The organism is Lutibacter sp., assembly GCF_013139515.1.
Taxonomy (GTDB): Bacteria; Bacteroidota; Bacteroidia; order Flavobacteriales; family Flavobacteriaceae; genus Lutibacter.
On sequence record NZ_WTAR01000040.1, the window covers coordinates 1 to 14,752 of the forward strand.

8 protein-coding genes and 1 pseudogene are annotated in these 14,752 nt (G+C 30.9%); 6 read left to right on the forward strand and 3 right to left on the reverse strand.

Annotated features, from left to right (window positions below; translation table 11 throughout):
• The 6 genes and pseudogenes from GQ540_RS04900 to trpA all read left to right on the forward strand — a co-directional run.
• Positions 1-186: pseudogene (locus tag GQ540_RS04900) on the forward strand (hypothetical protein); the annotation flags it as partial.
• Positions 187-228: 42 nt separating this feature from the next.
• Entirely contained in the window at positions 229-1,218 is a 990-nt protein-coding gene (gene trpD / locus GQ540_RS04905; protein ID WP_291798184.1) for an anthranilate phosphoribosyltransferase, read from the forward strand.
• Between the two features lie 389 nt (positions 1,219-1,607).
• On the forward strand, positions 1,608-2,393 hold the full coding sequence (gene trpC / locus GQ540_RS04915; protein WP_291798186.1) for an indole-3-glycerol phosphate synthase TrpC: 786 nt from the start codon (positions 1,608-1,610) through the stop codon (positions 2,391-2,393).
• A gap of 4 nt (positions 2,394-2,397) precedes the next feature.
• Positions 2,398-3,009 carry a phosphoribosylanthranilate isomerase gene (locus GQ540_RS04920; protein WP_291798189.1) on the forward strand — a complete coding sequence of 204 codons (612 nt, stop codon included), beginning with the start codon at positions 2,398-2,400 and terminating at the stop codon, positions 3,007-3,009.
• Positions 3,006-4,190 (forward strand): tryptophan synthase subunit beta, encoded by a 1,185-nt coding sequence (gene trpB, locus GQ540_RS04925; protein ID WP_291798192.1) that lies wholly within the window; start codon positions 3,006-3,008, stop codon positions 4,188-4,190. Before GQ540_RS04920 ends, trpB begins: the two co-directional genes overlap by 4 nt.
• Positions 4,183-4,950, forward strand: coding sequence for a tryptophan synthase subunit alpha (trpA, locus tag GQ540_RS04930; RefSeq protein ID WP_291798194.1), 768 nt, complete (start codon positions 4,183-4,185; stop codon positions 4,948-4,950). The genes trpB and trpA overlap by 8 nt, the downstream gene beginning before the upstream one ends.
• 4 nt (positions 4,951-4,954) lie before the next feature.
• Here the strand turns inward: trpA and GQ540_RS04935 are convergent, their stop codons facing one another.
• From GQ540_RS04935 to GQ540_RS04945, 3 genes are read right to left on the reverse strand one after another with little or no spacing between them, the layout of a single operon-like run.
• Positions 4,955-5,611: a uracil-DNA glycosylase family protein gene (locus GQ540_RS04935; RefSeq protein ID WP_291798196.1), complete on the reverse strand. Its 657-nt coding sequence runs from the start codon at positions 5,609-5,611 to the stop codon at positions 4,955-4,957.
• Positions 5,612-5,655: 44 nt separating this feature from the next.
• A complete protein-coding gene (locus tag GQ540_RS04940) occupies positions 5,656-6,654 on the reverse strand; it encodes a PorP/SprF family type IX secretion system membrane protein (RefSeq protein WP_291798199.1) in 999 nt (332 codons plus the stop codon).
• A 1-nt stretch (position 6,655) separates the two neighbouring features.
• Complete coding sequence (locus GQ540_RS04945; protein ID WP_291798202.1) at positions 6,656-14,725, reverse strand: PKD domain-containing protein; 8,070 nt, start codon at positions 14,723-14,725, stop codon at positions 6,656-6,658.
• Positions 14,726-14,752: the final 27 nt, after the last annotated feature.

The window sequence follows — 14,752 nt, forward strand, 5'->3', positions numbered from 1 at the left end:
CCTTCTGAATTGGAAATAACATCAGTTGATGAGTTTGGAGATATTATGTCTTTACAACATAAAACGTACAACATAAGTGCAGTTCAGTATCATCCAGAGTCAATTTTAACACCTTTAGGTGAGCAAATTGTTCGTAATTTTATAGAAGTAAACTCCCAATCCAACCTTTCCGAAGTGAAGGAGTAATAAATTAATAAAATTTCCCCTTTGGGGAATTAAAAGGGGCTTATGAAAGCAATATTAAATAAATTATTTGAACAGCAACGATTAACAAAACAAGAGGCTAAAGAAGTATTGATTCAAATAGCAAATGAACAATACAATGCAGCTCATTTGGCTTCGTTTTTAACGGTTTTTATGATGCGTCCAATTTCAGTAGATGAGCTAGCCGGATTTAGAGAAGCATTATTAGAATTGGCAGTAAAAATTGATTTATCTGAATTTAACACTATTGATTTGTGTGGTACGGGCGGTGATGGAAAAAACACATTTAATATTTCAACATTAACATCATTTGTAGTTGCTGGTACTGGAAATAAAGTAGCTAAGCATGGTAATTATGGCGTTTCATCGGTAAGTGGTTCTTCAAATATGTTAGAGTATTTAGGGTACAAATTTACGAATGATGAAGCTGTTTTAAAGCAGCAAATAGATACCGCAAATATCTGTTTTTTACACGCGCCATTATTTCACCCAGCAATGAAATTCGTTGGGCCTGTTCGTAAAGAATTAGGCTTAAAAACATTTTTTAATATGTTGGGACCTTTGGTAAATCCTAGCAATCCACAAAATCAGTTAGTAGGAGTTTTTAATTTAGAAGTTGCCAGGATTTATAATTATTTATTGCAAGAAACTTCAAAAAGTTATGGAATTATTTATAGTTTAGATGGTTACGATGAAATTTCATTAACAAGCGCATTTAAATTATTTACCAAGGAAAATGAACAATTAATTACTCCTGAAGAATTAGGGTTGAAAAGTTTACAGCAATCTGAAATTTTCGGAGGAAATTCTGTGGCAGAATCAGCCAAAATATTTGTTTCTATATTAGATGGAAAAGGAACTGATGCACAAAATAATGCAGTATTGGCTAATGCAGCATTTGCATTAAAAATAATAGATGTAACCAAATCGTTTGAAACTGCTTTTGAAGAAGCAAAAGAATCTTTAATTAGTTTGAAGGCGAAAAAATGTTTAAGTAAATTAATAAATTTTTAATCGTCATGCTGAACTTGTTTCAGTATCACATTTAGTGAGAAAATGAAATTAAGTTATGTTTACATATTAGCGAATGAATATAGAACAACCTTTTATATTGGTATGACAGCAAACTTAAAAGAAAGAACGGATTAGTATAAAAATGGATTAGGTTCAAAGTTTACATTAAAATATAATGTGAAAGATTTAATATATTTCGAAGAATTTAGGAATATTAATTAAACAATTTTAAGAGAAAAACAATTGAAAAATTGGCATCACGATTGGAAAATAAATTTAATTAAGGAAATGAACCCTACTTTAAAAACATTACAATTTGGATGATACCCTGAAACAAGTTCAGGGTGACGAAAATTAATAAAATTTATGAATCACTGAATAAATAGAAAATGACCATTTTAGATAAAATAATAGCACATAAAAAAAAGGAAGTAGCTCAATTAAAAAGTGAGGTAGCAATTGAAAAATTGGTAAAAAGCCCTAATTTTAATCGTACACCAATTTCATTGAAAAATGCATTGACTGCTAAAGATTCAACCGGAATTATCGCAGAGTATAAAAGAAAATCTCCTTCAAAAGGAATTATCAATGATACATCTGATATTATTGAAGTTACTCAAGGATATTTAGAAGCAAATGTGGCTGCGCAATCTATTTTAACAGATACGGAATTTTTTGGTGGAAATATTGTTGATGTAATGAAGGCAAGAACAGTAAATGATACCACACCAATTTTAAGAAAAGATTTTATAGTTGATGGATTTCAAATTGTGGAAGCAAAAGCTATTGGAACTGACGCAATTTTACTAATTGCAGCTTGTTTAACCAAGCAAGAATTGAAAAATTATGGCAAATTAGCTGAAGATTTAGGCTTAGATGTTTTGTATGAAGTGCATAGTGAAGAAGAATTAGGTAAAATAGAACTTGACAATAAAATAATAGGAATAAATAATAGAAATTTAAAAACTTTTGAAGTCGATTTAGAGCATTCTATTCAGCTAGCAAGTCAAATTCCTGAGAGTTGTATTAAAGTTTCAGAGAGTGGTTTGAGCGACCCAAGAGTTATTACAGGTTTAAAAGAATATGGTTTTCAAGGGTTTTTAATTGGAGAAAATTTCATGAAAACTAATGACCCTGGATTTGCTTGTCAAGAATTTATATCTCAAATACGATAAAAAAATGAAAATTAAAGTTTGTGGAATGCGAAACTCTGAAAATGTTTCAAGCTTATTAGTCTTGAAACCAGATTTTGTAGGGTTTATATTTTACAATAAATCTAAACGTTTTGTCGCAGACTTTCCAGAAGTTGAGTTTCCTTCTGATGTTAAAAAAGTAGGTGTTTTTGTAAATGAAAGTGAAGGTGAAATTATAAAAAAAGTAAATCAATATCAATTAGATTTTGTACAACTACATGGAGATGAAACTCCACAATTTTGTGATAAATTAAAATCCAGTCAAGAAGTTAAAATTATAAAGGCTTTTTCAGTTGATGGGAAGTTTGATTTTGATGAAACCAAGGCTTTCGAAAATTATTGCAGTTATTTTTTATTCGATACAAAAGGAGTAAATTATGGAGGTAATGGGATAAAATTTAATTGGGAAATACTTCAAAATTATAAGGGGAATATTCCTTTTTTATTGAGTGGTGGTATTTCAAAAAACGATGTGCTTGAAGTTAATAAAATTAATCACTTAAATTTTATAGGTGTTGATGTTAATAGTGGTTTTGAAATAGAACCTGCTTTAAAAAATATAGAAAAACTAAAAGAATTTAAAAACAACTTAGTATGAGTTATTTTGTTGATAAAGATGGGTATTATGGGAAGTTTGGTGGTGCTTTTATACCCGAATTATTATACCCTAATGTAAAGGAATTAGAGGGTAATTATCTGAAAATTTTAGCATCGGAATCCTTTAAAAAAGAATTTAAAGATTTATTGGATAATTATGTGGGTAGGCCAACTCCATTATATTTAGCAAAACGATTATCTGAAAAATATGGAGCAACAATTTATTTAAAGCGTGAAGATTTATGCCATACAGGTGCGCATAAAGTGAATAATACGATTGGGCAAATTTTGGTTGCAAAGCACTTAGGTAAAAAGCGAATTATTGCTGAAACCGGTGCAGGGCAACATGGTGTTGCAACAGCTACAGTTTGTGCTTTAATGGATTTAGAATGCATTGTTTTTATGGGGGAAGTTGATATTAAACGTCAGGCTCCAAATGTAGCACGAATGAAAATGTTAGGTGCAAAAGTTGTTCCGGCAACAAGTGGAAGTAAAACCTTAAAAGACGCTACAAATGAAGCAATTCGTGATTGGATTGGAAACCCTGAAGATACTTATTATTTAATTGGTTCAGTGGTTGGACCGCATCCTTATCCTGATATGGTAGCGCGTTTGCAATCTATCATTAGCAAGGAAATTAAAGAACAATTATTGGTTCAAACTGGAAATGAAAATCCAGATATGATAATTGCTTGTGTTGGCGGTGGAAGTAATGCGGCAGGTGCTTTTTATCATTATTTAGATGAAGAAAGCGTTGATTTAATAGCAGTTGAAGCCGCAGGGTTAGGTGTTTATAGTGGTAAAAGTGCAGCAACATCTCAATTGGGTGAAGTTGGTGTTTTACACGGAAGTAAAACTATTTTAATGCAAGATGAATACGGACAAGTAATTGAACCTTATTCAATTTCGGCGGGGTTAGATTATCCTGGAATTGGACCGCTTCACGCTTACTTACATGAAAGCGACCGAGCAAAATTTATGAATGCCACAGATCAAGAAGCGTTAGATGCGGCTTATGAATTAACGAAAATAGAAGGAATTATTCCTGCATTGGAATCGGCACATGCATTGGCTGTTTTACCTAAAATGAAATTTGAGAAGAATCAAGTTGTTGTTATTAATTTATCGGGTAGAGGAGATAAGGATTTAGAAACTTATATAACAAATTTGAAAGATGAATAAGTTAATTAGTTTATTTAATACAAAACAGCAGAATTTATGTTCAGTTTTTTTTACTGCGGGTTTTCCTAAGTTAAATGATACTGAAATTATTATTAAAAGTTTGGAGAGCAGTGGAGTAGATTTTATTGAAGTTGGATTGCCATATTCTGATCCATTAGCTGATGGGCCAACGATACAAAATAGTAGTTCGCTAGCTTTAGCAAACGGAATAAATTTGGATATTATTTTTAATCAGTTGGATGCTATAAAAGATTCAATAAAAGTCCCACTAGTTTTAATGGGTTATTTAAATCAAGTACTAAAATATGGTGAAACTAAGTTTTGTCAAAAATGTAAAGATTGCGGAATTGAAACTGTAATTATTCCAGATTTACCAATGATTGAATATGAATCTCTTTATAAAGATTTGTTTGCTGGGTATAACATATCAAATGTGTTTTTAATTACACCTCAAACTTCAGATGAGCGTATTCGAAAAATTGATGAAATGAGTAATGCTTTTATTTATGTTGTTGCTTCATCATCAATTACAGGTGCAAAAGGGGGAATTTCAGAAAAACAAATTGCTTATTTTGAGCGAATTAAAAACATGAATTTAAAAAGCACGTTAATTGCAGGTTTTGGAATTTCAGATAAATCTACATTTAATACAGCTTGTAATTATGTAAATGGAACGATAATTGGCTCTGCATTTATTAATTATTTATCAGACAACGGAACTAATACAATTACTAAATTTGTTGGTGATATATTAGATTAAAGCTTTAAAAGTATTTCTTATACTGTAAAACTCTAAAATCAAAAGTATTGAATTTAGGGTTTTGTTGTTTTATATGTTTGTATTGTGGATTACTTCCAATAGCTCTATTCGCTGCGCCAGAAGGAGCCGTTAATGAAACTACTTTTATAATTCTTGTATTTTGAATTGAAAACTCGTGAATTCTTGGAGTTTCTAAAGAAATAGGAGTAAGGCTAATATTTTGTTCTTTCAATTGTCTTCTTAAATGATATTCTGGGCCGTTTTTACTATTTCCACCAGTTAATAAAAGTGTATGTACTGAGGGATGCTTTTTAATAAAGTACAGCATATCTCGTAAAGTAATAGCAAACATTCCTAAATCTGAAGCATCAATTTTTTCACGTTCACAAGATTCAACAATATCACAAATACCAATATTATTTTTTAGCAGAAAATTCTTTCTTTGCTTAATTGCGAAATCTGTAGTTTCAAATTTTAAGTTGAGGTTGAAAATTGTATCTAATATTTTCCATAATTGGCCATCAATGCTACCATAACAAAAATTCACATCGCCTTTTTTTAAGTTTCCTATTGAAAATCTAGGAGGAGGTAAAGTACCAACAATTAGTTTTGTTGCTTGATTAGGGATAAATGGTTGATATGGATGTTTGAAAAAAATCAAATGAAATTTAAAAATGCAGTTAATTTTTTAAATAATTTATAGACTTAGAATTGAACAGGACACTTAGCATGTGTAACATAATCTCTTAGGCTGTAAGAGATAGAAAATTCATATACACCACCAGTATTACCTATTTTACTTATGTTAAGATCATATGAATAACCAAATTTTAAATCCTTCCATTTTAAACCTACAAATGCATTTATTGAAGTTAAAAATTGTTTACTTGAATTATTTTTAAGCGGGTTAGTAACCGCTAGAACACCAAATGAAAATGTATCATCATAAACATATTGTGACCCAATATCAAGTCTACTAAAGTCACCTTGTTTCATGAAATTAGATAAAAAGTATACACTATTTTTATCAGAATATTTATAGTTAGAATAACGATACAGTGGAAACTCAATTACTGAATGAACTGAAATAAACATGTCTAATGGTGTATTTCCTTCAGAAGTTAAAGAAATATTGGGTTTGTTTAGGTGTCTTATTGTTAAACCAAACCAAGAATTTTCATTATTTAAAAGTATTGATGAACTAAAATCGACAAAGCGTTTTTTTTCTAATAAAAGTGTTGGATCAATACTTGAACTATTTATGGTTCCTGTTGAGATATTTACTTGGTCTTCTAATAAAAGATTTTGAAACGCATAATCTTTTATTCCTAAACCAACTGCAATACTAGGTCTTAGATACCATTCTCTAGATAATCTTATAGCTAAAGCGTAGTTAAGGTTTACTTGGGTAAATTTGTATTTGGTATTTGTTTCTGTATGGTTTAAAATACTTATTCCTATTCCGCTATTTATATTGTCAAACCAACCATCAACATAAGCAAATTGCGTATTTATACTAAAATCTAAGTCGGCCCATTGGGTTCTATGAACAACTCCAAATTTTGGAGTTTCTAAAGCTCCTGTAAACCCTGTATTAATTGTTTCAGGTATCATAAAATACTGAGAAAACACAGGGTCTTGAGAGTATCCATTCTTAAATGTTAATAGTATTATTAATAAAAATAATATTTTTTTTATTGGCATTTTATTTAATTAATGTTACAGCACTATTGGAAGTTATTTCTTTGCCATAGAATACTTTGGCTTTAACTTTTATTACATAGTTACCGTTTTCTGCTAATGTACCATTTATTCTTCCATCCCAACCTTTAAGTTCTGTTCCTTTTTCAAAATATATTAATGAACCCCAGGTATCATATATACTCATTTCTACATCATCCATACCTGTATAACTAGGTCTTATAGTGTCATTAATTTGATCATTATTGGGTGTAAATCCATTAGGTATAATTAAGTTGTAACCTTTAATAACTGTTATATCTTGAGTATATGTGTATGAACAACCATAATCATAATCAACTGTTTGTATAATTGTATAAGTTCCTTCTTCACTATAAGTGTGAGATGGATTTTCTTCAAAAACAATTGATGATCCATCACCAAAATCCCAACTTACAGATGTATAATCACCTGTAGAAGTATTTGTAAATTGAATTGGGTCATCTATTGATAAAATGTCATATTTATCAAGAGAGAATGAAGCATAATCAAACGAAAGTTCACCAAATTGAGAAATATTTATTTCAAATACTACTTGAGCTTCACAGCCTACAGCATCAGTTACAGTTGCCGTATAGTTTCCATTTTGACCAGATGTCATAATTTCATTATTTTTTCCTGAAACTAATCCGTCAGACCAAGTAAAAGTATATGGCGCTACACCTCCAGAAGCTATTACAGTGTTTACTTGATTTGCTTCCATAGTGGTACAATCTGAATATAAACTTGTTGTTAAAGCAATTTCTAAAACGGGTGGTCTGGTTATTGTAAATACATCACTTATTTGACAACCATTAGCATCAGTTACTTCAATATTGTAATCTCCCGGAGGAAGATTTGAAATATCTTCAGTACTAATTCCATTATCCCAAGCGTAACTATATGGTAATTTACCTCCTGTTATATGCACATTAATTGTTCCGCTGTTTGTATTATCACAATTTGTAGCATTATTAATTGTTGCACTTATTGCTAGAGGTGTTGGATCTGAAATTATAAAGGTTTGCGTAATTGGGCAAGATGTAGGTGAACTATCACTAACAATTACATTATATGTTCCTGGAGCAAGGTTTGTTACTGTTTCATTTTCTCCATCAATATCTTCATTACCATTTTCGTCAATCCAAGTAATATTTATTGGAGGCACACCACCTACAACATTTAAAGTAATTACTCCATTTCTTTCCCCAACACACGTTATGTTTGAGACTAAAGGATTGATATTGAAAATTGGTGCTTCGATAATTTCAACGGTTATAAATTTTGTACAATTATTTTCATCGGTTACTGATATTAGATAGGTTCCAGGATTCAAATTATCTTTACTTGTTACATTTTCTTTTGCTCCCCAATCAACAATATATGGAGAAACACCACCAGTAATATCTAGTTGAATAGTACCATCGTTAGCATTATAACAAGAAATATCAGTTTTTGTTGCATTGATTACTAAATCACCTGGCTGTTCAATTTCAAATGTAATAAATTGTTCACAGCCTAAATTATCATTTACTGTTAAATTATATTCACCAGCGAATAAGTTAGCTATGTTTTTTGTTGTATTACTATAACCATTTGGTCCAGTCCAGTTATATGTGTATTCAAAAACTCCTGAAGAAATTTCTTCTGGCGTACCACCAATTACATCAATATTTATTGATCCATTAGCTTCTCCATTACAAAATACATCAACTTTTGAAGTTAGATTTATTTGAACTAAATCTGGTTGTGTAATTACAAATGTTTCAGTGTTTTTACAACCGTTAGAATCTATAACAATTACTGTATAATTACCAGGTCCAATATTAATTAAATCTTCATCAATTGAGTATGGACTTCCATTTTTAGTCCAAATATACCTATATGTACCAGATCCTCCTGAAGGTGAAATTATTATATTAGCATCAAAATTTCCGTAACATAATACATCTTGTTCAACATCAATATTGATAAGAATTTCGTTAGGTTGTTCTATTAAATATTGGTATGTATTTACACATCCAATAGCATCTATAATAGTTACTTCGTATTGACCAGATTCTAAATTTGTAATAATTTCAGAAGAACTTGTAAACCCATTTGGTCCAGTCCAATTAATTTGATAGAAAGGGCTGCTAGGAAATGGGGTTCCTCCGGAAACACTTAATATAATAGTTGCATTATTAGCATTAAAGCAGCTTACATTAGAAACCCTTGCATTTGGATTTAAATCAGTTAGTGGTTGTGTAATTTCAATATCATCAATTGTTCTCAAACAACCATTAGCATCAGATGCTATAATATTGTAAGTACCAGCTAGTAAATTATCAAATATATATGTTGTGCCAGATTGAGTTTTGGTTGAACTATACAATGTACCATTATAATCTATTCCTGAAATTTCAAATGTATAATTTGCAACTGAAGGGTCTATAGTTACTTCAATTGATCCAGCAGCTTCACCAAAACAGTTAATATTAGTGTGTACTTCATTAATTGATAATGCTGCAGGTTCATTTACATTGAATGTTTCACTAATAATACACCCGTTTACATCAGTTACAGTTAAATCATATGTTCCAGCTGTTAAATCAGATTGATCTTCACTTGTAGTTAAAAGACCAGAACCATTAATAGTAGTCCAATTGTAGCTATATGGTGCTACACCACCTGTTACTGTAACGTTTATACTTGCATCATCTCCATTGTTACATTTTACATTAAATCCATTATAATTTGATAAAACACCGCTTAAAGCTAAAGAATCAATATCAATAATATTGTATGTTTCTGATATTGAACAAGTACCTGTTGCATCAATAATTGTAACGGTATAATCGCCAGGAGTTAAACTAGCAATATCTTTAGTATTTGCTGTAAAACCACTTGGGCCAGTCCAAGAATATGTATAAGTTGGTGTTCCTCCAGATACATTAATACTAATTGTACCGTCATTGTTTGAAGAACAAGTTGTATTCGTTATTGTTACTGTATCTATTTTAAATAAAGCGGCAGGCTGTGTAATATTTATGTTGTTTATAGTTTTAAAACATCCGTTAGCATCTGCAACTTCAAGAGTATAAATACCAGCTAAAAGATTATTAAATGTATATGAAATTGAGGATTGTGTACTACTTTGATTATAAGCATTTCCATTATAATCTGTACCAGTTATTGTAAATGTATAATTAGCTGTAGATTCTTGATTAATGTTTACTGAGATTGAACCAGAAGCATCACCAAAACAATTAATATTTGTTTGTGTATTTGCTATTTGTAATTCGTTAGGTTCATTTAGTGTATAAGTTTCACTTATTGAGCATCCTGCACTATCTGTAATTAATAAATCATACGTCCCAGCTGTTAAATTATTTTGATCTTCACTAGTTGCATTAAACCCAGAACCATTAACAGTTGTCCAGTTAAAAGTATAAGGAGCTAGACCACCATTTACAGTAATATCTATTGAACCATCATTTTCGTTAAAACAGCTAATTTCATAACCATTATAGTTTGATGTATTATTGGTTAAAGTTAGTAAATCAGCTTCAGTAATTGTATAGGTTTCTGTAAGTGAGCAGGTTCCTGTTGCGTCAAAAATTTCAACGGTAAAATCACCAGCTTCTAACGCTGTTATATCTTGTGTATTTGCAGTAAATCCGTTAGGACCAATCCAAGCATATGAATAACCAGGTGTTCCGCCAGAAACTTCAATATTAATATCTCCATTATTATCACCATTACAAGTAATGTTTAAAACAGTAGCAGCATCTATTTGGAATGAAGTAGCAGGTTGCGTAATAACAATTGTTGAAATTGTTTTAAAACAACCATTTGCATCAGTTACCGTAATTTCATAAGTCCCTGCATATAAACTATTAAATGTATATGATAATCCAGATTGTGTTTGCGTATTATTATAAGCATTGCCATTATAGTCTGTTCCAATAATTGAATAGGTATAATTAGCAATTGATATTTGATCAATATTTACAGTGATTGAACCAGAGGCGTTTCCAAAACAAATTATATTAAAATGAGTTTCACTTATTTGCAATTCTGTTGGTTCAGTAAGTGTATAAGTTTCATTTGTTGAACACCCATTAGTATCAGTAATAACTAAATTATATGTACCAGCAGTTAAATTTGGTTGGTCTTCATTTCCTGCAATAAGTCCAGAGCCATCAGCTGTAGCCCAATTGTAAGTATATGGAGCTGTACCACCTGTTACGGTTGTATCTATTGAGCCATCATTTTCACTATTACAGCTAATTTGATAACCATTAAAATTAGATATATTACTGTTTAAAGCTAATACATCTGGTTCTACAATTGTGTAAGTTTTAGTTAATGAACAAGTACCAGTAGTATCAAAAACTTCAACACTATAATCTCCAGCTTCTAATGTTGTGATATCTTGCGTATTTGCAGTAAATCCGTTTGGTCCAACCCAAGAATATGTATATCCAGGAGTTCCACCAGAAACTTCAATATTAATATCACCATTATTATTTCCATTACAAGTAATGTTTGAAACTAATGCTGAATCTATTAGGAATGAATCAGTAGGTTGTGCAATAATAATAGTTGAAATTGTTTTAAAACAACCATTAGCATCAGTTACAGTAACATCATAAGTTCCTGCAAATAAATTATTAAATGTATATGATGTTCCAGATTGTGTTTGACTGTCATTATATGCATTTGCATTATAATCTGTACCAGTAATTGAATACGTATAATCAGCAATTGATTCTTGATCAATATTTACTGTTATATAACCAGTATCATATCCATAACAAATAACGTTAAAATGAGTTTCACTTATTAATAATACTGAAGGTTGAGTTAGTATGTAAGTCTCATCTATTGAACATCCTGTACTGTCTGTAATTGTTACTTCGTAAGTACCAACAGTTAAATTATTTTGATCTTCGTCACTAGCGATTAAGCCTGCACCATTTAATGTAGTCCAATTATATGTATAAACACCTGAACCTCCAGTAACTGTAATGTCAATAGATCCATTGTTATCTCCGTAACAGCTAATTTCAAAACCATTATAATTAGATATATTACTATTTAAAACTAATAAGTCAGGCTCAGTAAGTGTGTAAGATTTAGTAATAGAACAGATACCTGTTGCGTCAAAAATTTCAATAGTGTAGTTACCAGGTTCTAATGAATTAATATCTTCAGTAGTAGCTGTAAAACTATTTGGTCCAGTCCAAGAGTATGTATATACAGGTGTTCCTCCTGAAACAACTATATCAATAGCTCCATCATTAAACCCATTACATGTAATATGCGTTAATGTTTCACTGTCAATTTGAAATAAAGCAGCTGGTTGTGTAATAATTATTGTTGAAATTATTTTAAAACAACCATTAGCATCAGTTACAGTAATATCATATGTTCCAGCCAATAAATCATCAAATGTATATGTTGTTGCAGATCTTGTTTTACTTTTAGTATATGTATTACCAATATAATCTACTCCTGAAATTTGATACTTGTAATTTGGAGTTGATGTTTGGTCAATACTTACTTCTATAGATCCTGTATTATCACCAAAACAACTAATATTTAAGTGAGTTTCACTTATAAGAAGTTCATTAGGTTGTGTAAGTGTGTAAGATTCAGTTATAAAACATCCCGTGCTATCAGTAATTGTTATTTCATAAGTACCTGCCGTTAAGCCAGATTGATCTTCATTTGTAGGGATTAATCCTGAACCATCTACAGTAGTCCAATTATAAGTATATATTCCTGAACCTCCACCTGCTGTAACGTCAATGGTTCCATCATTTGAACCATTACAACTAATTTCATAACCATTATAATTAGATAAGTTAGCACTTATTGTTAATGAAGGAAGTTCTGTAATCGTATATGTTTCAGTTAGTGTACAAATTCCTGTACTATCAACAATTACTACAGTATAATCTCCAGGCTCTAACCCTATAACATCTTCAGTATTCGCTGTAAAACCATTTGGTCCAGTCCAAGTAAATATATAACCTGGTGTTCCACCAGAAACTACAATATCAATAGCTCCATCATTATTTGAATTACAAGAAATATGAGTTAATGTTGAAGTATCTATTTGAAATAAAGCTGCTGGTTGTGTAATAATTATTGGGTTAATTGTTTTAAAGCAACCATTAGCATCGGTTACAGTAACATCATAATTACCAGCTAATAAGTTCTCAAATATTATAGAGGTCCCAGTTTGCATTTGGCTGTCATTAAATGGGTTTCCAATATAGTCAACACCATTTAATGTATAGGTATAATCAGCTATTGATTCTTGATCAATATTTACAGTTATAGAGCCAGAAGCATCACCAAAACATAGTATATTTACATGTGTTTCACTTATTAATAACTCATTAGGAGTTGTAAGTTCAAAATTCATTGCGAAAGTACAGCCATTATCATCAGTAATAAATACTGAATATAAGCCAACAGCTAGCCCATTAATTTCTGAAGATTCACCAGTATTAATTACTAAAGGACCGCTAAGTATTGATAAACCAGCTTCTGATGTGTCTGGGTTTGATGTATCAGAAAAATTACCTTCGTACCAAGTAACAGTATAAGGAGCAGTTGCACCAGTTGGACTTATTGATATAATACCAGTTGTGTCACCAAAACATAAAGGGTCTGTAACAATTTCATTAAACACTAATTCGTCAGGTTCAAGAAGAGCAATTGGACCAAAGCTTTTTGAACAAGAATATTCAATTGGAGTTGGACCATTTGTATTTGTTGCAAATATTTCTGAAACTATTAATTCATAACTACCTGCAGGTAAATTGTCGTAAAAAGCATTCCATCCATCTTGATTTCCGCCTAGGTCATAACTAGGTGTTATTATTGGAAAACCAGGAGGAGCAATATACTCAACACCATCAATAAATAATTGAAATGTATATGGAGGTCCCCATGAAGTATTAAAAATATTTCCAGGAAATGGTTCTGTCCATCCACCTGCAATTGTAAATGTTAATGATCCATCACTTCCACCTCTACAAGTAACACTTGTGTTTATTAGATCGTCATTTGTTATTGGTAATGGAACTAATACTTCTATATCTACAAAATTCCCACAACCATTGGCATCAATAAAATTAAATGTATAGGTGCCAGATGCCATATTTGGGATTGAAACTCCTAATCCAGCAGTTTCAAATTGGCCTATATCCTCACTATCAATAACTCCAATATTAGCAGAGTCTGTAATCCACCACTCAATAGGTGTTTTACCTCCATCAATTTGAATATCAATAATACCACTTGCAGAATCTGCACATTCAAAACCTGCAAAAGTTACAAGAGCTTGAGGGTAGTATGGTGGGAATACAGTAAAAGTACCACCTTTACTTTGTCCTAATGCATTGTAAATAATAAAAGTGTAATCAGGCCCGGGAGCTGTATCAAGTAAACCAGCGATGCTAATTTCATTAGTGTTAAATGTTTGTGGATATCCAGCTACCATTACACCACCTGCATAAACTTCAACAGTATATGGTCTTGAAATTATTACACCCCCATCAGTATGCTCATTCACCGTAATCTCATAATCCCCTGTACAAGAATTTGTATTTTGTGTTATAATTGTAAAATTTCCAATTATTTTATAATTTAAAGTAACAAATGATAAATTAGGTATATCAATATTTGTACTTGTATCAAAAATTCGAACATAAACAGCTAATGAGTAATTAGGTGTTATACTTGTATATTGAATTGTTGTACCATCAACAATACTATAGTTTGAGCCAAACAGAATTTCAAATCCCCAATTTGCAGGGATTGGACTTGTTTGTTCAAAACCATAATCTAGAGTTCCATCACTAAAATGTGCAATGTCTAAAGATATAGGTATTTGCAATCCAGCAGTATACTCATGTATATAATTTATACTTGGGTCTACACTATACACAGTATTTTGATCAGCTTTGTAGAAATTTTGCGAATAAGAATTCATCGCAGCGAAAAAAGAAACTATAACAAATACGCAATTTGCTATCTTTTTGGATAGGGGTTTCATCTTTTAGGGGTTTTAATGGAAGTAAAA